The 21669-nt window shown below is 70.8% G+C and carries 15 protein-coding genes; 7 read left to right on the top strand and 8 right to left on the bottom strand.

Annotated elements, in window-relative coordinates; genetic code table 11:
• Positions 1 to 36 precede the first annotated feature (36 nt).
• Positions 37 to 1266, top strand: a complete 1230-nt coding sequence (locus AC0LPE_RS20580; protein WP_229565874.1) for a glycosyltransferase family 4 protein — start codon at positions 37 to 39, stop codon at positions 1264 to 1266.
• On the opposite strand, the gene AC0LPE_RS20575 is transcribed toward AC0LPE_RS20580, so the two are convergent.
• The gene (locus tag AC0LPE_RS20575) at positions 1177 to 2928 is read right to left on the bottom strand and encodes an MmpA family trehalose lipid delivery protein (RefSeq protein ID WP_490605131.1); all 1752 of its coding nucleotides are present in this window, start codon (positions 2926 to 2928) and stop codon (positions 1177 to 1179) included. The genes AC0LPE_RS20580 and AC0LPE_RS20575 overlap by 90 nt on opposite strands.
• Before the next feature lie 180 nt (positions 2929 to 3108).
• Here AC0LPE_RS20575 and AC0LPE_RS20570 point away from each other — a divergent pair, with 180 nt between their 5' ends.
• Entirely contained in the window at positions 3109 to 4296 is a 1188-nt protein-coding gene (locus AC0LPE_RS20570) for a polysaccharide biosynthesis protein (protein WP_490606383.1), read from the top strand.
• Positions 4297 to 4360: 64 nt separating this feature from the next.
• On the opposite strand, the gene pgfA is transcribed toward AC0LPE_RS20570, so the two are convergent.
• Positions 4361 to 5596 carry a cell envelope lipid trafficking protein PgfA gene (gene pgfA, locus AC0LPE_RS20565; RefSeq protein ID WP_490605130.1) on the bottom strand — a complete coding sequence of 412 codons (1236 nt, stop codon included), beginning with the start codon at positions 5594 to 5596 and terminating at the stop codon, positions 4361 to 4363.
• Positions 5597 to 5842: 246 nt separating this feature from the next.
• Between pgfA and AC0LPE_RS20560 the strand changes: the two genes are divergently transcribed.
• A complete protein-coding gene (locus AC0LPE_RS20560; RefSeq protein ID WP_490605129.1) occupies positions 5843 to 7015 on the top strand; it encodes an acyltransferase family protein in 1173 nt (390 codons plus the stop codon).
• On the opposite strand, the gene AC0LPE_RS20555 is transcribed toward AC0LPE_RS20560, so the two are convergent.
• The 4 genes from AC0LPE_RS20555 to AC0LPE_RS20540 form a co-directional block, all read right to left on the bottom strand.
• Complete coding sequence (locus AC0LPE_RS20555; RefSeq protein WP_490605128.1) at positions 6904 to 11190, bottom strand: alpha-(1->3)-arabinofuranosyltransferase; 4287 nt, start codon at positions 11188 to 11190, stop codon at positions 6904 to 6906. The genes AC0LPE_RS20560 and AC0LPE_RS20555 overlap by 112 nt on opposite strands.
• Complete coding sequence (locus tag AC0LPE_RS20550; RefSeq protein ID WP_006552672.1) at positions 11171 to 11344, bottom strand: DUF2613 domain-containing protein; 174 nt, start codon at positions 11342 to 11344, stop codon at positions 11171 to 11173. Before AC0LPE_RS20550 ends, AC0LPE_RS20555 begins: the two co-directional genes overlap by 20 nt.
• Before the next feature lie 140 nt (positions 11345 to 11484).
• On the bottom strand, positions 11485 to 12567 hold the full coding sequence (locus tag AC0LPE_RS20545) for an isochorismate synthase (RefSeq protein WP_490605127.1): 1083 nt from the start codon (positions 12565 to 12567) through the stop codon (positions 11485 to 11487).
• A gap of 55 nt (positions 12568 to 12622) precedes the next feature.
• A complete protein-coding gene (locus tag AC0LPE_RS20540; RefSeq protein ID WP_490605126.1) occupies positions 12623 to 13090 on the bottom strand; it encodes a universal stress protein in 468 nt (155 codons plus the stop codon).
• 113 nt (positions 13091 to 13203) lie between these two features.
• On the opposite strand from AC0LPE_RS20540, the gene AC0LPE_RS20535 reads away from it, so the two are divergent.
• Both AC0LPE_RS20535 and AC0LPE_RS20530 read left to right on the top strand, forming a co-directional pair.
• Positions 13204 to 14385 carry a glycoside hydrolase family 3 N-terminal domain-containing protein gene (locus tag AC0LPE_RS20535; RefSeq protein WP_490605125.1) on the top strand — a complete coding sequence of 394 codons (1182 nt, stop codon included), beginning with the start codon at positions 13204 to 13206 and terminating at the stop codon, positions 14383 to 14385.
• A gap of 75 nt (positions 14386 to 14460) precedes the next feature.
• Entirely contained in the window at positions 14461 to 15069 is a 609-nt protein-coding gene (locus AC0LPE_RS20530) for a TetR/AcrR family transcriptional regulator (RefSeq protein WP_006552668.1), read from the top strand.
• Positions 15070 to 15182: 113 nt separating this feature from the next.
• Here the strand turns inward: AC0LPE_RS20530 and AC0LPE_RS20525 are convergent, their stop codons facing one another.
• Both AC0LPE_RS20525 and AC0LPE_RS20520 read right to left on the bottom strand, forming a co-directional pair.
• Positions 15183 to 16040 carry a MaoC/PaaZ C-terminal domain-containing protein gene (locus AC0LPE_RS20525; protein WP_490605124.1) on the bottom strand — a complete coding sequence of 286 codons (858 nt, stop codon included), beginning with the start codon at positions 16038 to 16040 and terminating at the stop codon, positions 15183 to 15185.
• Entirely contained in the window at positions 16041 to 17387 is a 1347-nt protein-coding gene (locus AC0LPE_RS20520; protein WP_160874094.1) for a 3-oxoacyl-ACP reductase, read from the bottom strand.
• Between the two features lie 124 nt (positions 17388 to 17511).
• On the opposite strand from AC0LPE_RS20520, the gene AC0LPE_RS20515 reads away from it, so the two are divergent.
• Together AC0LPE_RS20515 and AC0LPE_RS20510 are read left to right on the top strand one after the other, a co-directional pair.
• The gene (locus tag AC0LPE_RS20515) at positions 17512 to 18825 is read left to right on the top strand and encodes an acetyl-CoA C-acetyltransferase (protein ID WP_016695526.1); all 1314 of its coding nucleotides are present in this window, start codon (positions 17512 to 17514) and stop codon (positions 18823 to 18825) included.
• A 230-nt stretch (positions 18826 to 19055) separates the two neighbouring features.
• Positions 19056 to 21635 (top strand): VanW family protein, encoded by a 2580-nt coding sequence (locus AC0LPE_RS20510; protein ID WP_490605123.1) that lies wholly within the window; start codon positions 19056 to 19058, stop codon positions 21633 to 21635.
• The last annotated feature ends 34 nt before the right edge of the window (positions 21636 to 21669 follow it).

The raw sequence follows: 21669 nt of genomic DNA, 5'->3' as shown, positions 1-21669 counted from the left end.
CCGGGTGGTCGAGTCGACATACAGGGGGGTCACCGCGTGCGGGAGGTTCTGCTGCTCTGCTGGCGCGATAGCGGGCATCCGCAGGGTGGTGGCAGCGAGCGGTATCTCGAACAGGTCGGGGCACAACTCGCGGCGCGCGGCGTCCGCGTCGTCCTGAGGACCGCCTCCTATCCCGGAGCTCCCGAGCGCGACCGGATCGACGGCATCACCGTCAGCCGCGGCGGGGGACGGCTCACCGTCTATCCCCGCGCGCTCGCCGCGATCCTCGCGGGCAGATTCGGTGTCGGCCCCCTCGCCGGTATCCGTCCCGACGCCGTCATCGACACCCAGAACGGCATCCCGTTCTTCGCCCGGCTCGTCGCCGGCGCGCCTGTCACGGTGCTCGTGCACCACTGCCACCGCGAGCAGTGGCCGGTCGCGGGCAGGCTGATGGCCAAGCTCGGCTGGTGGATCGAGTCGTCGCTGTCGCCGCGTGTGCACCGCCGCAATCAGTACCTCACCGTCTCCCTTCCGTCCGCCGACGAGCTGCGCGCTCTCGGCGTCGACCGGGAGCGGATCGCCGTGGTCCGCAACGGTGTCGACGCCGTCCCCGCCGGTGTCGCGGTGGGTGGCGACGACACGCGCACGGCCCACCCGAGCGTGTGCGTGCTCTCGAGGCTGGTGCCGCACAAGCAGATCGAGGACGCCCTCGCCGCGGTCGCGGCGTTGCGCGGCACCGTCCCGGGTCTGCATCTCGACGTCATCGGCGGTGGCTGGTGGGAGCAGAACCTCCGCGATGCGGCCGCCGAACTCGGCATCGGCGACGCCGTCACCTACCACGGCCACGTCGACGAGCAGCGCAAGCACGAATTGCTCTCCCGCGCCTGGGTTCACGTGATGCCCTCGCGCAAGGAGGGGTGGGGTCTCGCGGTGGTCGAGGCCGCCCAGCACGGTGTGCCCACCATCGGCTACCGCAGCTCCAAGGGACTGACCGACTCGATCATCGACGGCGTGACCGGTGTGCTCGTGGACTCACCCGCCGAACTGACCGCCGCCGTCGCCGATCTGCTCGCTGACGCCGACCGTCGTCGTCAGCTCGGCAACAAGGCCCGCATCCGCGCCGGCGAGTTCTCGTGGGAGGCCACGGGGGAGGGCGTGCACGAGGTCCTGTCCGTCACGACCTTCGGGCACACCGTCTCAGGACTGTTCCCGCGCGCCGACGAGCCGTCGACGCTCGCCGACCCGCTGCCCGAGCGCGCAGCCAGCGCCGCCGGCCAGTACCAGTAGCCACACCACGTGCGTCCCGATCGCCAGGGCGCGGTTCGGTGACGGAGTCGAAGTGACTCCTTCCACCCGGTACAGGCTCAGATCCTCGTCCTGATAAGCGGTCTCGAGCGCGTCGAGTGTGCTCTGCGCGTCACCGAGTTCGCCCGGCGTGCCGTGCTCGACGAGCACCCAGCCCACCCCGCGCGCGGCGAGCGCACTCGGGTCCGCGCCGGACAACAGCAGAGCTTCGACGTCCTCCGCGCGACGACCCTCCCCGGCGACACTGCCCTCGGCGACGATCAGGGTTCCGGTCTGCAGGACGTCGGCGCGCAGCATGCGCGGGGACGGATCGAGCACCGGTACGGGCCCGGAGAAGTCGAAGACCCGGAACATCCCCGCGGGCAGCACCGCCACGTCGCCGTCGTCGGCCGTGACGATCTGCGAGACCCTCTCCCAGCCCGACGGATAGCGCACGGGTTGCAGTTGTCCGCTCACACCCCAGACCAGGTCCGGCAGCGCAACCAGCACGGCGGCGATCGCGGCCGTCGCCCAGACCGGTTCGGGCGCCGCGAAGCGCCGCGCGAGGGCGGTCGTGCCGGCCGCCGCGGCGAGCGCGTAGGCGGGCATCGCCCACGCGACCCACTTCTGGGTGTCGCGCAGCAGTCCCGCGCCGGGCACGTTCACCATCGCCCATTCGCCGACGGCGAGGCCCGGGCCGGTCGCGGCGAGGGCGATGGCGAGCACCGCGAGGACAGCGGGCACCACGACCGCGACGATCACCGGATTCCTGCGTCGCCGCCACAACGCCGGCACCCCGCACGCCACCACCGCCAGCAGCAGCAGGGTGCCCATCAGCGCCCATGCCGTGGTGCGCGAGGTGGGGACGGCTTCGGCGTTCCAGATCCCGCCGAGTCCCGCCACCGAACCGATCGTGCCGAGCAGCGGTTCGGCCCGGGCGGCGAACGCGCGCACTCCGGCCGGGTCCGCTTCGGTGCCGCCACCGGCGAGCGCCGTCGCGACCAGCCACGGCAACGACACCGTGACACCCAGCGCGAGCGCGCCGCCCACGCGCGGCGACACCCGCGTCCGTCCACCGGGGGCGACGAGGACGGCGCAGGCCGTCACGATCGCCAGCAGGGCGCCGGTCGGGGTCGGTCCCGCAGCGGCCAGACACACCGCGAGCGCCGCCCACCCACCGCGCCTGCGTCGCCGGATCGCGACGGCCGCGCAGATCGTCCACGGCAGCGCGGCGTATCCGGCGAGCAGGCTCCAGTGCCCCTGCAGCAGCCGCTCGGCGACATAGGGATTCCAGATCGCGACCGTCGCCGCGACGAGCCGGGCGCCGGTTCCGCTCGTCGGCAGCACCACCGCGACCAGCCGTGCCGCGCCCCATCCCGCCGCCCACAACGACGCGACGAGCAGCGCCGTGACCGCGACACCACCGTCGACGACGGTGCTCACCCACGCCAGCAGGGCGTCCTGCGGCACCGCACGGGCGGCGGCGTCGGACAGACCGAGGGCGGAGTCGGTGAGGAACGATCGGGGAGTGCTCACCGCATCGCGGAAGAGCAGGTAGCCGGGGGAGACGAGGAACGGGCCGAGCACCGCGACCGTGAGGACGAGGGACCAGACCGCCGGGAGAGCCGCCGTCGTGGACATGCGGGACGACTCCGGGCGGGACATGGCGGCAGAATACGGTGTCGTTCCGGATGGGAGGATGAGCGGATGCCGCGAACACCCCGACCCGCGTCGGAGGGCACCGAGACCACTCGTGGTTCGACGACGGGCACCGAGACCACTCGTGGTTCGACGACGGGCACCGAGACCACTCGTGGGTCGACGACGGGAACCGCCGTCGCCGGTATGACACTGGTGACGGTCGGCGCGATGACCGCGAACCTCGCGTCCTATCTGTTGCACCTGCCGGCGGGACGCTGGCTCGGGCCCGCCGGATACGGCGAGTTCGCGAGCCTGCTCGCCGCGCAGCTCGTCCTCGCCGTGCCGGCGCTGGCGTTGCAGACGGTCGTCGCCCGGGAGGCCGTGCACGGCACCGGCGCCGCGGCGCTGCGCCGTCTCGGTTACCGCTGCGCCGTGCTCGCCTTCGTCGTCGCGATGCTTCTCGTGCCCGTCGTGGCGTGGGCGCTCGACACGAGTGTCGGGGGAGCGTTCGGATCGCTCGTCACCGCGCCGCTGCTCGTCCTCCTCGCCGCCGAACAGGGTCTGCTGCAGGGCCGGGGCAGGTTCGCGGCGCTCAGCGTGGTCCTGGCCGGAGCCGGCATCGCGAAGGTGGTGCCGGCCGTCGCGGTGCTCGCCGTCGGGGGCGGCCCCGGTGCCGCGCTGTTCGCCGGGGCGCTCGGCACGGGTGCGGTCGCGCTGGCCGCGAGTGTGCTCGTGGGCCGGACGTCGGGTGGACGGACGGAACCGGTCCCGACCGCGGGGGCGGTGCTGCGTGCCTCCCAGGTGCAGCTGGCCCTCATCGCGCTCACGTCGCTCGATCTGTTGCTCGCCCGCATGCTGCTCGACCCCGATTCGGCCGGCCTGTACGCGCTGGGGGCGGTGGCGACGAAGGTCGCCTTCTGGTTGCCGCAGGCGGTCGGTGTGGTGCTCTATCCGCGGATGGCGAATCCCGCCCAGTCGGCGGCCGCGGTGCGGTCGGCGCTCACCGTCCTCGTCGCGATCGGCGCGGTGCTCGTCGCCGGTGCGGCGATCTGCGCACCGATCGTCCCGATGCTGGTCGGCGATGCCTACGGGCCGGTGCAGTCGCTGCTGTGGCTGTTCGCGCTGCAGGGCGCGTGTCTGGCCGTCCTGCAGGGGGCGTTGCTGTCGGCGATCGCCGGGGAACGCACCCATCTCGCGCTCGTCGCATGGGCGGGCCTCGCCTTCGAGGCGGTGCTGATGTTCACGGTGGCGTCGACCCTGCGGCAGTTCATCGCGGTCACCGTCGGTGTGGCCGCCGCGACGGCCGCAGTGGTCGCGGTGCTCGCTCTGCGCGGTGCCGGCGCGACCCGGTCGTCCACGGACGAGGCGGCGACCCCGTCCACCGACGAGTGACCCACGAACGAAACCGCCCCCCACCGGGATCGGTGAGGGGCGGCTCGGTTCGTCTACCGGACGATCACTCCTGCGTCGGAGGCTTGCGCAGATCGGTGCGCGGGATCTCCTGCGTCTGATCCGTCGTCCAATCGCGCTGCTGCGCGTTCGGATCGGTCTGACGCGGGATGACCTCGGTGCGGTCGTCGGTGTGATCGTGCTGCGCGCCGGCCGAATGCGCCGGGCCGACCGTGGTCGTGGCCGGGCCTGCCGGAGCGGGACCGCCGGTCGCGGTGGCCGGACGACGGTTGCCGCCGCCGCGCAGGCCGAGCACGAAGCCGACGATCAGCAGGATGACGCCGAGGATGCCGAGGATGATCGGCAGGGTGCGGCCGAACAGCGAGATGGTGTCCTGGCCGTTCTTGGCCTGCTCGATCTGGTACTCGATCGTCTCCTCGTTGAACGGGAGCGTCACGTTCAGAACGGTCACCTCGGGCTTGTCGGCCTCGCGGGCGTAGTACTGGTCCTGCTGCTCCTGGCCCTTGACGACGACGCCGGTAACCGGATCGACCCACAGGTCGCGGGTGTTGTTGTACCAGCGGGTCATCGTGATCGGCTCGTCGCCCTCACCGACACCCCAGGTGGAGGCGGGCAGGCTGAGCTTGTAGGTCGGGACCTCGCGGTCGGCCTTCGACAGGTCGATCGGGCCGATCTCCTGGCTGAAGTGGTAGACCTTCATGCCGTTGATCTCCTCCTCACCGACGAAGTCGATGGGGAAGTTGTCGCGAGCGTTGATGTCGTAGTACGGGTACGACTCCTGCTGGACGTCGAACGGGAACTTGTACTGCAGTCCGTCGCGGTTGTCGATCTCCACCGGCGGCTTGTCGGCGTTCACCTGGATCGTGCTCACGCGATCCGGGAACTCCTCCTCCGAGACGGGCATGGAGGTCTTCCGGTCGATCGTGACGCGGTCGACGACGGCCGAGACCAGGCCCGTGTCCCCCTGCATGTCGAGTCGTCGCACGGTCTGGCCGGCCTGCAGCGTCATGATCTCGGCATCCGAGGGATCCTCGACGGTGACGAAGCGCTGCGCGACGATCGGCACGTCGCGATCGACCTGCGCGTTGCCGGCGAGCAGCTGACGGGAGTTGAGGATGTCGCCCGTGCCTTCGGCGACCGTGGTCACCTCGAGATCGAGCGGTGTCGTCCTCAGCTTCCCGAGCGTGTACGTCGGCACGAGAATCGCGATCACCAGGAGGAAGGCCCCCAGGCCCACCAGAATCATTGCCAGTATCCGGCCGGAGCTCGAACGCTCAGCCATGCTTTCTCCTCACTCAACGGTCGTCATCGAGTACCCCCACCGGCAGCAGCAGGGCTGCACGGATCGCCTGGCATCCGGCCCGCGAACACCACGTGAGCTCAGACACTAACAGCCCGGTATGGCCCTATGCGCGCCCGCTCACCGCTGGGACGGATCCGTAGTCGATCTTCGTCGTTGCCGGGATCGTCCCGTTCCGGATGATCCTGTTCTGTCCGCCGCTACCGCGACACGGCACACTGGTGCCCGATGACCACCACCACCGACCGGAACCGCAGCGTGAGCGGATTCCTTCCGGCACTCGAAGGGATGCGCGGCTTCGCCGCAGTGGGCGTGTTGATCACCCACGTCGCGTTCCAGACCGGCGCAGTGCACGACTCACTGCTCGGCCGGGTGTGGGCACGGTTCGACCTCGCCGTCGCCCTGTTCTTCGCCCTGTCCGGTTTCCTGCTGTGGCGTCCGCACGCCGCCGCGGCCCGCGCGCTGGGGCCGTCCCCCTCGACGACCCGCTACTTCCTCTCCCGCGCGACCCGCATCCTCCCCGCCTACTGGACCGTCGTGATCCTGGTGCTGTGGTTGCTGCCCGGCGCGGGCGGCGGCGCGACGGTGTGGTGGTCGAATCTCGCGCTCGTGCAAGTGTTCGTCCCACTGACCCTCACCGAGGGGCTCACCCAGATGTGGAGCCTGTCGGTGGAGGTGGCCTTCTATCTCGTGCTGCCGCTGCTCGCCCTGGCGGCGAGCGGGCTGCGCGGGGACGCCGCCCGCTACCGCGTCCCGCTGCTGCTCGCCGTGAGCGGACTGTCGCTGCTGTGGGCGTGGGTTCCGGTCGGCACCCCCGACCACATCAACCACACCAACTGGCTGCCCGGCTACCTGCCCTGGTTCGCGGCGGGCATGATCCTCGCCGAACTCGTCACCGGACCCGAGACGTGGATGCACCGGCTCGCGGCGCGACGCACGGTGATGGGAGCGATCGCCGTCGCCGCCTTCGCGGCCGCGGCCACCCCGCTGGCCGGACCGGAGACGCTCACCGATCTCGCACCCACCGAATACCTCGCCAAGATCGCCCTGGGCGCGATCATGAGCTTCGCGCTGCTCGCCCCGCTGACGCTCGCGCCGCGCCGGCAGCACCGTGTCCTCGCGAGCCCGGCCGCGCTGGCCGTCGGACGGTGGTCGTACGGCGTGTTCATCTGGCACCTCGCGGTGCTGTCGATCGTCTTCCCCGTCTTCGGGATCCCGGCCTTCGCGGGGCACTTCTGGTTCGTGCTGACGGTGACGGTCGTGCTGAGCCTGGCCGTCGCGTCCGTCAGCTACGCCCTCGTCGAGGAGCCGGCGCGTGCCGCCTTCCACCGCTGGGACAAGGCCCGGCGCGGCACCGCCGCCAGACCCACCGCGACCACGCCGACGAGCGCCGCGAACTGAATCAGGAACGAGTGCCCGACATATCCGTCGGGTGATCGCCACGGCCCGGTGGACAGCAGCGCCATCGCCAGCATCGTCGCGCCGCCCGCGGTGCCCACGAGCACGCGCGACGCCACGACGGGGCCGCGGCGCACCGCGAGCGCACCGATCCCCGCCGCGCCGGCGACCGCGACGGCGGCACCGACCCATCCCGCGAGGAGCGTCGCGGCGACCAGCACACCCGCCAGTGCGAGAACCGACGAACCCCAGGTGCGCGGCATCGGACCCGGATCGTCGACGCGCCGCCGCGGCCACACGGCCGCCGCGAACAACGGGACGAGCAACAGCAACCCGCCAAAGATCCCGAGCCGGTACCAGCGGTCGGTCGCGAACTCGAGGGTCAGCGTCTGCTCCGGACCGGCCGGCACGATCCAGCCCTGCTGCCAGCCGTCCACGACGACCGGCGTCGCCACGGCACCGTCCGGGGTGCGGGCCACCCAGCCGACGTTGGTGCTCTCGGGCACCACCACGAGCCGGTCCTCGTCGCCCGCCGGAACGGTCACTTCGCGCAGGTTCTCCGTCCAACGGCCCTTGTCGAGTTCCGTCGGCTCCGCGACGGGCGCACCGGAACCGGGGACGTCGAGCCGCAGGCCCGAGACGACGAAGGCCGCACCGGGATCGACGTCGATGTCGACCCGGCCCGGGTTCATGCCGACGACGTCGGTGTCGCACAGCGTCGCAGGAACCTCCACGCCCGCCGCGAGATCTGCGACCCGCGCGGTGAGCGATGTGCGATAGGTGCGCCCGTCGATCTCCACGACGGGTCCACGCTCGCAGTCGACGGTCACCGTCTCGTCGTAGACGGATCCCTGTGCTCCGATCGGCCCGTCGTCGCCGAGCACCGACACCTCGGCGAGCCCGGGCGGGCTGAGTTTCGAGAAACCCAGCACGGTGCGGTCGAGGGTGTCGCGCCAACGCACCACGGTGAGTTCGATCCGGTCCGTGACGTGCGGGGTCAGGTCGACGATCGTGTCGTCACCGTCGAGTTCGCGCACCTGCGGTCCGTTGCCGAGATTCACCGCGACCCGCGACGGCGCGACCGGCAGCGCTCCCAGCGCCGCCCTGATGTCCAGCCCCGTGACGCGCTGTTCCTCGGGCAGCTCCAGCGTGAGCGACGGCCGCGGCGCACCCGCTTCGAGCGAGCTCTCCTCCGCGGTCCACGACGTCCGCGGATCACCGTCGGTGAGGGCGAAGGCCGAGCCCTGCAGGTCGACGACGTCGGCGTCACCGCGCGCGACGACCCGATCCGAGCGGTCCACGAGATCCTCGAGCGCCGGCCCGGGACGCGCGCGCAGGAGCAGTTCCGGGCGGACCCAGGTCTCCTGCGGCACGTCCAGGGTGCGGGTGAACATGCCGGGTTCCTCGGCGGAGGTGGCAAGTCCGCGCGCGCAGCGGACGCGGTCGTCGGTGTCGACACAACTGCCGCGACCGGGGAACTCCTGTCCGAGCTGCCATCCGCGCACCGCGGCGTCCTCGGCCGGGCCCGGCACCACGATGCGGCGACGGATGTCGATCGGGCGCGGGTCGTTCCGGTCGGTGAAGTCCTCGACGACCACCTCGGTGAGACCGAACTGGTTGCCGACCGTGCCGCGTTCGGTGTGCACCGATGTGATGCGGATCCACGAGGTGGTACCCAGCGGCAGCGCGACCGTCTGTTCGCGTCCCGGCTTGTCGACGCGCACCGCCGTGCTGCCCCGGTCGGTGGACACCTCGAGCCACTTGACCGGATCGCCGAGGGCACCGGAACTCGTCGTCAGGTGCAGCAGACCCGCCTCGATCGGCCGGTCGAGGTCGAGCTGCAGCCACTGGCCGACCGCCGATTCGAGACCGTTGCTGTGCCAACCGGTCGTCGGGTCGCCGTCGACCACCGCGGCCGGGCTGCTCGCCACCGACGTGCCGCCGAGCTGGGTGGCATCCGACGCCGCGCTCGACACGCTGATGCGGGCGCCTTCCCACTCGGCCCGGACGAGTTCGGTGTCGGGCACCGGATAGTCGGGGACGGCGTTGTGGGTGCGGCGCGGGTCGTCGGCCGTGCGGATCGTCGACGAATGATGGTCGACCTGTCCGTAGTCCGTCTCGCGGTCCGTCGGGGTGTCGGTGATCGTCACCTCGTCGACGGGCAGACCCGCACGGGCCGCGTCGGCCACGAGGAGTGTGGGACCGACGAACTCGGGCTGCGCGGTGTTGCGGCGCAGCAGCGCCTCGGGGCCACCCTGCACGACCGGCACGTCGGCGGCCTCCACGACATAGGGGCCGACGGGCGCCGCGGCCGGCTCGGCGACGCGGTAGATCTCCACGGCCGGATAGACCGGTCGCAGGTCGGCGTCGGTGACGAAGTCCTCGGGGTTGCCGAAGACGATGTCGTCACCGAACTCGGCGACCCGCTCGATGCCCGGCGAACCGTCGAGCGTGCGGTGCACGAGTGCCGGTCGCGCGGCGGGGGAGGTGTCGGGATCGAGGTCGTTGCGCACCACCAGGAAGCCGATGCCCTGACCGCGCAGGGTCGCGGCGAGACCGTCGGACGGGCGGCCGTCGGCGATGTCGCGTTGCACGGCGTCGAGGGCACGGATGGCGCCGGGCGGCACGAGCGGGACGGCGTCGCGCACGGCCCACGGCGTCGACGCGAGGGCCTGCAGCGGTTCGTCGCGGGTGAGACCCCACATCTGGCTGCCGAACGGCGCGCCGGGAACGATGAGGGCGCGTTCACCGCGCTCGCTCGTGTTGTCCTCGAGCCAGGCCGCCGCGGCGTGCCAGTGATCGGGGACCTCGTCGTAGGCGCCGCGCGGAGCGAGCCTGCCGGTCCACGCGAGTGAGGTCGCGAGCGTCATCGCGACGAGGATCAGCGTCGTCACCGCGACCATCGGATTGCGTTCGGGATGCGCGAAGGCGTTCCGGGCACGCGTCCACGGCACCGATCCGGGCAGGGGCACGGCGCGCAACAGGTGTGCGATCCCGAGCACGATCGGCAGTCGCACGAGCGGTTCGAGCTTGTGGACGTTGCGCAGCGGCGCACCGGCGGTGTCGAGGAACAACCGGACCTGCTCGGCGAACGGTGAGTCCAGCTGGCCGACGTAACCGACGCCCATGCCGACGAGACCCACCACGAGGATCAGGGTGAAGCGACCGCGCGCGGGCATCGACCGCATCGCGAGACCGGCGAGGCCGGCCGCCGCCAGGGCGCCGGTGACGAGGACGGCGGCGGGCTGCGTGACGAGCACGGCGCCCGCGATGCGTTCGGGGGAGACGAAGGGCGTCCAGCTGCTGGTGCCGCGCAGCACCTCGGCGAGCGACGTCCATTCGGTGGTGACACCGGACGATTCGATGAAGTCGAGGAAGGGCGGACTGACGCGCCCGAGCAGCAGCAGCGGCACCATCCACCAGGTCACCGCGACGACGCACAGCGGCAGCCACCACAGCGTGAAACGCCACCAGCGCCGGTTCGGGCGGTGCGCGGCCCACCACAGGGCCGCGACGAGACAGGCCGCGGCGGTCGCGACCGCGTTGATCGCGCCCATGAGCGCCACCGCCACGGCGGACTGCGCGGCGAGCCGGCGGGCCGAGCCGGGATTCTGCGTGTTCAGATACCGCACCAGCGGCAGCAGCACCCACGGCGCCAGCATCATCGGATGTGCTTCCGACGAGATGGAACCGAGCGTCGTGAGGACGCGCGGGGACAGCACGAACACCGTCGCCGCGATCAGGCGGGAGCTACGGCTCCCGATACCGAGGGCTTCGGCGAGGCGGACGAGGCCCCAGAATCCGGCGACGAGCAGCAGCACCCACCACACCCGCTGGGTGATCCACGGGGGGATGTGCAGCAGTTGTCCCGCGGCGAAGAACGAGCCGTGCGGGAAGAAGTAGCCGTACGCCTGGTTCTGCACCTGCCCGAGCGGCGCCACACTGCTCCACTGGTGAGCGGCGCGCGTGAGGAAGCCGATCGGGTTCTGCGTCAGGTCGTACTTGGTGTCGGCGACGACCAGGCCCGGAACCTGGGCGAAAGACAGGACCACCGCCACCGCGGTGACTGCGTACAGCCACCGGCGGGACAGCGGTTCGGCGGACGGGAGCTCCGTCTCGCCTCGGTACGTGCGTGAACTCGAAGCGTTGCCGGCGCCGTCAGCGGCTGCCGTACTCAACCTGGTTCAGGAGGGACGAATCGGCGTTGCCACTGCGATCGATCTGAGGGCGCGAATTCTCCTGCACAGCGGCCGTCACTCCGAAGACCGCCACGGCGCCGAGTACGGCACCGACGACCACGCTACCCAGGCCCGGTCCCAGGAACTTCCCCATTCCGTCTCCCCATCTCCAGTGACGCAGGCAGTCATCGCCGGCCGCCACGCTGTCTATCGGTCCGCGCCAAACTATCACCCCGGCAGGCGTCGGCGGACGGTGCGAGCCTCCGAGTCGATCTTCACCGTCGCGGCGGTGCGCTACACGCCCAGCGCGCCGAGCAGCGTGCGCAGTTTCGCGGTGGTCTCGTCGAGCTCGGCGACGGGATCGGAATCGGCCACGATGCCACCTCCGGCCCAGGCCACGGCGCGTCGGCCGTCGGAACTGAGCTCCGCGCACCGGATGGCGACGAACCAGTCGCCGTCGCCCTGTTCGTCGCACCAGCCCACCGCGCCGCCGTAGAAGCGCCGGTCGCCCTCGACCCGGGCGATCGCGTCCAGCGCGGCCTCGGTGGGGGTGCCCGCCACGGCCGGGGTGGGATGCAGGACGTGGGCGAGGGTGAGCGCGTCGGTGCCGGCGTCGCGGAGGGTGCCGGTGATCGGCGTGGCGAGATGCCAGACGTCGGGTGTCGCGGTGAGCTCGGGCTTGTCGGGGATGTCGAGGTCGCTGCACAGCGGGGCCAACCGCGTGCGGATCCAGTCGACGACGTAACCGTGCTCGGTGAGGTTCTTGTCCGAGGTCAGCAGGTCCTCACCGGCGCGGCGGTCCTCGTCCGGATCGGCCCGGCGGGCGGCGGTCCCGGCGAGGGGACGGCACGTGACGGTGTCGCCGCGCCGGCTCACGAGCAGTTCGGGGGTCGCGCCGACCAGCGTGTGCCCCCAATAGCGTTCGCCCGCCGCGCTCAGGTCCAGCGCGTACGTCGCCGCGTCGGGATGGCGTTCGATCATGCGGGCTGCGAGAGCGAGCGGGTCGAGGGGTTCGTCGGCCTCGAGCGCGACCCGCCGGGCGGCGACGACCTTCTCCATCTCCCCGAGGGACAGCTGCTCCACGAGCCGGCGCACCCGCTCGACGTGCACGCGGGGCAGCGGCAGTTCGGCGGAGATCCGCACCGGCGGCAGGTCCGACAGGTCGGACGGGGCCTGCCACGGGCCGTCGACGATCTCGACGTCGTCGGGCTGCGCGAGGGCCACCGGACGGTGCCGCGAGAACGGCAGTGCACCGACGACGATCGTCGCCTTGCCGCTGCGGAGTGCCTGCGTGGCGGAGTGGACGTCGTCGAAGAACCGGCGGGTGCCGGTGGCGTGCACCGAGCGTTCGGCGCGCGAGAGCAGGAATCCGTCCATGGTGGATCGACAATATCCCTGCCCGCACCCGGCGCCGGTGACCCGGTACGGGGCGTCAGCGCCCCGGCGGCACGATCAGGACCGGCCGGTGACTGTGCCGGAGCACGTGATCGGCCACCGACGACTGCAACAGCGACCGCAGACCGGTGGTGCCGCGGGTGCCGGTGACGATGATGTCGACGTCCAGCTCGTCGGCGGCCTCGATGATCGCCGACCACACCGCGTTGACGACCTCGACAGTGCGGCCCTCGGCGTGCAGACCTGTCGAGCGGGCCAGCTCGAGGCCCTCGTCGTTGATGATGCGCGCGTCGGACAGGGCGACGTCCTCGCTGTCCTCGTCGGGCACCCAGTCGGGTTGCATGACCCCGGACAGGCCGGACATGCGGGCGGCCTGCCGGACCATCGGCTCCCAGGCGGTGACGACGACGGCGCGGCACGACTCGAGGAAACGACCCGCATACTGCACGGCACGCTTCGAGTTCTCGGAACCGTCGTAGGCGATGAGGATCAGATCTGCGCCCACCGCGTACCCCCTGGGTCGGATTCGGATGCTCGGGTGCACCTTAACCTGCCGGAGCGTCCCTGGGGGAGGTTCGAGCTGTGGGTCTCCGAGGTTCGTCCGCTACCGTCGGCACCATGCGGATCCGTCACACTGTCGCCGCCGTGCTCGCGGTCGCCCTCACCACCGCGGGATGCGGTTCGTCCGATTCGGGCGGCGACGACCCGGTCGAGGCGACGTCGAGCTCGGCGACCGCCTCGTCCACCACCACCGCGACCGCCACGACCACCGAGGCGACCGCGGCTGCGACGTCGGCGACCTGCGGCGACGATCTGCTCGCCCGGCTGACGCTGCGGCAGAAGCTCGCCCAGTTGCTCAACGTCGGGGTCACCGGAGCCGCCGACGCGCAGGCCATCGTCGAATCCGAGCAGATCGGCGGCATCTTCATCGGCAGCTGGACCGACGCGTCGATGCTCGCCGACGGTCTCGTGCCGCAGGTGGCCGCGCAGAGCGCATTGCCGCTCATGGTCACGATCGACGAGGAGGGCGGCCGCGTGTCGCGCGTGGGCGACCTGTTCGGCCCCGATCCGTCCGCGCGGGTGACGGCGCAGACGATGACGGTCGACGAGACCTACCGGATGGCGTTCGAACGTGGACAGGAACTGAAGTCGCTGGGCATCACCGTCGACTTCGCACCGGACGTCGACGTGAGCAGCCAGCCCGACGACTCCGTCATCGGCGACCGTTCGTTCTCCGACGATCCCGAGGTCGTCACGCAGTACGCCGGCGCCTATGCGCGGGGACTGATCGACGCGGGAATCATGCCGGTACTCAAGCACTTTCCGGGCCACGGTTCGGCCTCCGGTGATTCGCACACCGGTGCCGTGACGACCCCGCCGATCGAGCAGCTGCAGCAGAGCGATCTCGTGCCGTACCGCAGCCTGGTCTCGCCCGAGGTGGGCGTCATGCTCGGCCACCTCGACGTTCCGGGCCTGACCGGCGGGCTGCCCGCGAGCATCAGCCCGGCAGCGGTGGATCTGCTCCGCTCGGGTGCCTACGGCGGCCCTGCCTTCGGTGGCGTGATCTTCACCGACGACCTGTCGGGGATGCGCGCGATCACCGACACCTACGGCATCACCGAGGCCGTCGAGGCCGCGATGGTGGCGGGCGTGAACCAGGCACTGTGGCTGACCACCGACGAGGTGCCCGCCGTGCTCGATCATCTCGAGCAGGTCGTCGCGGAGGGCACGCTCTCACCGGAATGGGTCGACGAGTCGGTGCGGACCGTGACACGCGCGAAGGGCGCTCTGGACTGCTGAAATGTCGCAGGTTGCTTCGACCGTAGGCTTCCTACCGTAGAGTAAGAACTTCATTCGAGGAGTCCGGGAGGAGTCATGGCGGGCGGAACCAAGCGACTGCCGCGTGCGGTCCGCGAGCAACAGATGCTGGACGCCGCCGTCGAAGTGTTCTCCGAGCACGGTTTCCACAACACGTCCATGGACGCCATCGCGGCGCGGGCGTCGATCTCGAAGCCGATGCTCTACCTGTACTACGGGTCGAAGGACGAGTTGTTCGCGGCGTGCATCGCCCGCGAGGGGCAGCGGTTCGTGGAGGCGCTCACACCGGCGGGCGACCCCACCCTCGCCCCGCGTGAACAACTGCGGGTCGCGCTCGAGTCGTTCCTCGGCTTCGTCGACGAGCACCGGCCGTCGTGGATGGTCCTCTACCGTCAGGCGCTGTCGCAGCAGGCCTTCGCGCCCCAGGTGCAGGGCAGCCGCGACCGGCTGATCGAACTCACCGCGCATCTGCTCGAATCGAGCACGCGCGATCCGGAACCCGACACGAACTTCACGATCATGGCGGTCGCGCTCGTCGGTGCCGGTGAGGCCGTCGCCGACCGCATCGCCGGCGGTGAGATCGACGTGCAGCAGGCTGCGGATCTGCTCGAGAACCTGGCCTGGCGCGGTCTCGCGGGACGCAAGCGTTCCGACCAGATGCACTGATCCTTCTCGCCGGGAACACCACGGCGACAAAACTATTCGCCCCCAAGGGTTCGGGCGGGGCGGAACGCCCCCATCGCGTCCCGCCCCGCCCGAAGTCTCGGTGGTTCCCCGCCCTACCGCAGCGTGGCGGTCAGGTGCGGGTACTGCTTCTTCGGATGCCGCAGTGCCAGATCCCATCCGTCGGCGACGTGCTGCGCATACAGGCTCAGCGACGACGGCAGCAGCACCGGCTTCCCGAACCGCACCGCGTAGGTCACCTTGCCGGGGATCCGCCCCTCGACCGCCGACAGGGTGGCCGCCGCGCTCCACATGCCGTGGGCGATGGTCTTCGGGAATCCGAAAGCCTTGGCGCCCAAAGTCGAGACGTGGATCGGGTTGCGGTCACCGGAGACCGCCGCGTAGCGGTCGATGACCTTCTGGTCGACCCGCAACGTGGAGGTGGGGACCAGGGGAATCTCCTCCTCCTTCGGCTCCGGCTTGGGCTGACCCGACAGCGACGTGCGCTGCTGGTGCAGGAAGGTCGACGTCTGCCGCCACACCAACTCGCGTCCGACGTTGACCTCGCTGACGAGATCGACCAGCAGCCCCTTGCGGTGTTCGCGCATGTTCTCCGCGTGCACCGCGATGTCGAGCGGCTCGGTGACCGAGATCGGCCGGAACTGCTCGATCACGTTCTCGGCGTGCACCGAACCGACGGCAGCGAACGGGAAGCCCTTCGACACCATCAGTTTCATCACGAGCGGGAACGTGAGGATGAACGGATAGGTCAGCGGCAGGCTGTCGCCGAACCGCAGCCCACACACCTTGGTGTACTCGGCGAGATCGTCGGGATCGACCTTCAGCGACCGCAGGACCAGGACGTCGTCGGGCAGGCTGTCGCCCGACGCGCCCACCACGGGCAGCGCCCCGAGCACGGCCCGGCTGTAGATGTCGAAGGTCGACGGCAGCGAGGACAGTTCGATCCGTGCCATCTACGCCCCCAGCATGGACTGGCCGCACACGCGCACGACCTGCCCGGTCACGGCGCTCGACGCGGGGCTCGCGAACCATGCGACGGTCTCGGCGACGTCGACGGTCTCGCCGCCCTGCTGCAGCGAGCTCATCAGGCGGCCGGCCTCGCGGGTGGCGACCGGGATCGCGGCCGTCATGGCGGTCTCGATGAAGCCCGGAGCGACTGCGTTGACGGTGATCTTCTTGTCGGCGAGCGCCTCGCTGGTCGCCTGGACGAGACCGATGACACCGGCCTTCGAGGCGCCGTAGTTGGTCTGGCCGCGGTTACCGGCGATACCGGCGATCGACGACACGTCGATGACCCGGCCGCCCTCCTTCAGCGCGCCCTTCTCGACGAGCACGTCGGTGATCTTGCGCGGGGCGATCAGGTTCACGGCCATCACGGCGTTCCAGCGATCGGCGTCCATGTTGACGAGCAGCTTGTCGCGGGTGATGCCGGCGTTGTGGACGATGATGTCGGCGCCGCCGTGACGCTCGAGCAGGTGCGCGGCGAGCTTCTCGCCGGCGTCGGGTGCGGTGACGTCGAGCGCGAAGGCGGTGCCGCCGACCTTGTTGGCGGTCTGGGTCAGCGCGTCGCCGGCCGCGGGGACGTCGGCAGCGACGACCGTCGCGCCGTCGCGGGCGAGCACCTCGGCGATCGTCGCGCCGATGCCGCGGGCCGCCCCGGTGACGACCGCGACCTTGCCGGCGAGCGGGCGCTCCCACGACTCGGGGGCGGTGGCGTCGCCCTCACCGATGCGGATCACCTGGGCGTCGACGAAGGCCGACTTCGCCGAGAGCAGGAAGCGCAGCGTCGACTCCACGCCGGACAGGCCGGTCGCGGCCTCCGGCGAGACGTAGACGAGCTGCACGGTGGCACCGCGACGCAGTTCCTTGCCGACGCTGCGCGTGAAGCCCTCGAGGGCGCGCTGGGCGATGCGCTCGTCGACCGACCCGGCCTCCTCGGGCGTGGTGCCGAGGACGACGACGCGGCCGCTCGGGGCGAGATTGCGCAGGGAGGGCTGGAAGAACGTGAAGAGCTGTTCGAGGCCCGCGGGGTCGGTGATGCCGGTAGCGTCGAAGACGAGTGCGCCGAACTTCGTGTCGGACGGCTCGGCGAACGTGTAGTCGCTCAGGAGGTTGCGGATCGGTTCGACCAGGCGGCCGTTGCCGCCGAGCAGAACGGGGCCGGGGAGCGGGGGCTCGCCGGGCTGGTAGCGCCGGAGCTTCTCGGGCTGTGGCAGACCGAACTGCTTGGCGAGGAACGCTCCGGGTGCGGACGAGATGAGCTGGGCGTAGAGCTTGGGTGCGCCCTTGGCTTCGGCCACGATTCCACCTTCTTCGATTCGGTCGTCGGTGCAGTGTTCGACAGCAAGCGTGTTCGACAACAAACTTACCCGTGAGTAAGAATAGTAGCCAGAATTCGAATCCGTCCGAAACCGGGAGACACCAGTGACCACCAAAGCCCGTTCCACGCAGCAGCGCCGTGTCGCCGTTCTCGGAGGCAACCGGATCCCGTTCGCCCGGTCCGACCGCAAGTACGCCCGCGCGTCCAACCAGGACATGTTCACCGCCACCCTCGACGGTCTCGTCGGCCGCTTCAACCTGCAGGGTGAGCGCCTCGGCGCCGTCGTCGGCGGTGCCGTCCTCAAGCACGCCCGCGACTTCAACCTCGTCCGCGAGAGCGTGCTCGGCAGCGCGCTGAGCCCCTACACCCCGGCCTGGGATCTGCAGCAGGCGTGCGGCACCGGCCTGCAGTCGATCATCGCGGTCGGCGACGCCATCGCCGCCGGACGGATCGAGGCGGGTATCGGCGGCGGCGTCGACACCACTTCCGACGCCCCGATCGCCGTGAACAACCAGCTCCGCGAGTTCCTGCTCTCCCTGAACCGGGCCCGCACCACGGCCGACCGGGTCAAGCTGCTCGGCAACGTCCGCCCGTCGATGCTCGGCATCGAGATCCCGCGCAACGGCGAGCCGCGCACCGGCCTGTCGATGGGTGAGCACGCCGCGATCACCGCCAAGGAGTTCGGCGTCTCCCGCGAGGCCCAGGACGAACTGGCCGTCGCGAGCCACCGCAACATGGCCGCCGCCTACGACCGGGGCTTCTTCGACGATCTCGTCACCCCGTTCCTCGGGCTGACCCGCGACGACAACCTGCGTCCCGATTCGTCGGTCGAGAAGCTGTCGACGCTGAAGCCGGTCTTCGGCACCAAGCTCGGCGACGCCACCATGACCGCCGGTAACTCGACGCCGCTCACCGACGGCGCGTCGGCCGCGCTGCTGTCGAGCGAGGAGTGGGCCGCCGAGCGCAAGCTGCCCGTGCTCGCCTACCTCGTCGACTCCGAGACCGCCGCGGTCGACTACATCCACGGTGGCGACGGGCTGCTCATGGCGCCCACCTACGCCATCCCGCGCCTGCTGCAGCGCAACGGCCTGACCCTGCAGGACTTCGACTTCTACGAGATCCACGAGGCGTTCGCCTCCGTGGTGCTCGCCACACTCCAGGCGTTCGAGTCGGAGGAGTACTGCAAGGGCAAGCTGGGGCTCGATGCCCCGCTCGGCTCGATCGACCGCAGCAAGCTCAACGTCAACGGCTCGTCGCTGGCGGCCGGCCACCCGTTCGCCGCGACCGGCGGCCGGATCGTGGCCTCGCTGGCCAAGATGCTGCACGAGAAGAAGCAGGAGACCGGCAAGCCCGTCCGCGGCCTGATCTCCATCTGCGCCGCAGGTGGACAGGGTGTGACGGCGATTCTCGAGGCCTGATCGACATCCCTCGGAAGTCGTTGAGAAAAAAAGTTCCGTTCGGTGTGTAACGCTCCGCGACGGACAGCGATAGACCCAGCGACCCCGCGCTGCTGCCTGACCCCCGACCTGGTAGCAACGCGGGGTCTTCGCATTCCGGGCGAAGCCGCCCGAAGCTGGGGCACTACCCTTGAAACCAGGTAGTCGGCGCGCGAATTCGACGGCGCGCCCAGCTTTGCGAAGGGATCCGGGTGAGCGGCAGCAACGGGACCGACGAGTCCCCTCACGAGCACGACGACGCACGAGCCGAGAACGTCGGTTCGACGGCGGAGTCCGCTCGCGAGGCCGAGGGTGCGTCGGCTCCTACCGAGCGTTTCGAAGCGGTCGATCCTCACCGGGAGGTGGCGGAGGCGGGCAGTGTCACCGAGCCGCAAGCGGGTGAAGCGACCGAGCCTGGAGCGGGCAGCGTCACCGAGCCGCAGCCGGCCGCCGAGGCTCCGCAGCCGGTCGCCGGCGAAACGCCGGAGGCGAGCGGAGCGGTGGAACCGCAGGTCGACGAGCCGAAGACGGAAGCCATGGCTGCCCCGCAGGCTCCCACAGAGGCCCGATCCGATGGCACGGACCAGGTGGCTCCCACCGGCGCGGACGGGTCCCCGACCGAGAACGTCCATCCTTCGGAGGCACCCACCGCGGTCATCCCGGTCGTCGCGCCGGGGAACCGCGCACCGGACGGATCGTCCGCCGCCACCCATCGGCTCCTCCGTTCGCAGGGGGAACCGGACCCGGCGCAACCCGGTCCGGCACAACCCGGTCCCGAACAGCCGGGGGCTCCCGTCCCACCCACGTCGACGGCGATGCCGTCGGCCGCCCATCCGCCGCAGGGCGACCAGCCGACCCACCAGATGCAGGCGGGTCCGCCGCCGCAGGGGCCGCCTCCCGTCACCCCTCCGCCCACCGGCGGCCCGGGAGGTTCCGGCGGAGACGGCGACGAACCGGGTAGGTCCGGATCGAATCTGCCCCGGCGCACGATCGCGCTCGTCGTCGGTGGTGTCGTCGCGCTGCTCGCCGTGTTCTACGTGGCCGATCTGGCGTTGTCGTCGGGCAAGGTGCCGCGCGGTGTCACCGTCGCGGGTGTCGAGATCGGCGGCATGTCGCTCGATGCGGCCGAGGCCGAACTCACCGAACAACTGACGCCGCGGCTCGACATGCCCGTCGACGTCACCGCCGGCGACACCCAGGGACAGATCGTGCCGTCCGAGGCCGGGATCGGGATCGACTGGCCCGCGACGCTCGACCAGGTGGGTTCGCAGCCGCTCAATCCGTTCACGCGACTCGCGTCGTTCTTCGGGAACGACGAGGTCGGTGTGGTCTCCACGCGCGACGAGGTCGCCCTGTCCGCAGCCATCGAGAAGGCCGCCACTGCCGCCGCGCACGAGCCGCGCGAGGGCAACATCGTCTTCGAGGACGGCACACCCGTTCCGGTGACGCCGCAGCCCGGCCAGCAACTCGACGTGGCCGTCGCGGGCGACGTCTTCGCCGAGCGCTGGCCGTACGGCGACGTCTCGCTGCCTGTCGAGAGCGTCGACGTCACCGTCACCCGCGAGGGCCTCGACCGGGCGCTGGCGGAGGTCGCCGTTCCGGCCGTGGCGCAGGATCTGGTCGTCCGGGGGCTCGACGGGGCCGTCGGTGTGCTTCCGCGCGATGCGGTGGGCGCCGTCCTGTCGTTCGTGCCGGACGGTTCGGGAGGACTCGAACCGCAGTACAACACCGAGGCCGCGATCGGCATCCTGGCGCCGCAGCTCGCGCCGTCGGAGACCGAACCGAAGGATGCGCGGATCGTCCTCGACGGTGGTCGCCCGACGATCGTGCCCAGTGAGACCGGCGAGATGGTCGACTGGCCCGTCACCCTCGAGAAGTTGCCCGACCTGCTGAAGGAGGAGGGCGACCGCAGCACCGACGCGGTGTACAAGAAGGCCGAACCCGAACTCACCACCGAAGGCGCCGAGAAGCTCGGCATCGAGGAAGTGGTCTCGGAGTTCACCACCAGCGGCTTCGAATACGCGTCCGGCGTCAACATCCGGCTCGCCGCCCAGGAGATCAACGGCGCCATCGTCAAGCCGGGGGAGACCTTCTCCTTCAACGACTACACCGGTCCGCGCGGTGCGGCACAGGGGTACATCGAGTCGGGCATCATCGAGTCCGGACGTCCCGGTAAGGCCGTGGGCGGTGGCATCAGCCAGCTCGCGACCACCCTCTACAACGCGACCTACTTCGCCGGCATGGAGGACGTCGAGCACACCGAGCACAGCTACTACATCTCCCGGTACCCGGCGGCCCGCGAGGCCACGATCTACGACGGCGCCATCGACCTGAAGTTCCGCAACCCGTTCGACACGGGCGTCCTGATCCAGACGATCGGCACGAGCTCGGACATCACGGTGCGGATCTGGGGCACCAAGACCGTCGACGTCCAGTCGGTCACCGGCAACCGCACGAACTTCACCTCGCCCAACACGATCACGTTGCCCGCCGGGTCGGCCTGCATCCCGTCGAGCGGCGCGCAGGGCTTCACCGTCACCGACACCCGGATCGTCACCGACGCACGGACGGGCGCGCAGATCTCGAACGCGACGCGCACAGTCCGGTACGACCCGGTCCCGATCGTGAAGTGCATCAGCCCCGAACCGGAACCGAGCGACGAGCCTTCCGGTGGCGGCGACGACGCGACCTCCGGCGACACCGGATCGGAGGACGCTGAGGCCGAGGACGCACCCGCGCCGGAATCGCCTGCGGCAGAAGCGCCGGCAGAGGGTGGAACCGAGGAGGAGTAACCGACGTCCTCGAAACTTCGGGGAGGTTGTGTGC

The sequence above is a fragment of the Rhodococcus sp. S3 genome (assembly GCF_058211795.1).
The sequence above is the reverse complement of the archived record's forward strand: the minus strand, read 5'-3'. Positions and strand labels throughout refer to the sequence as shown.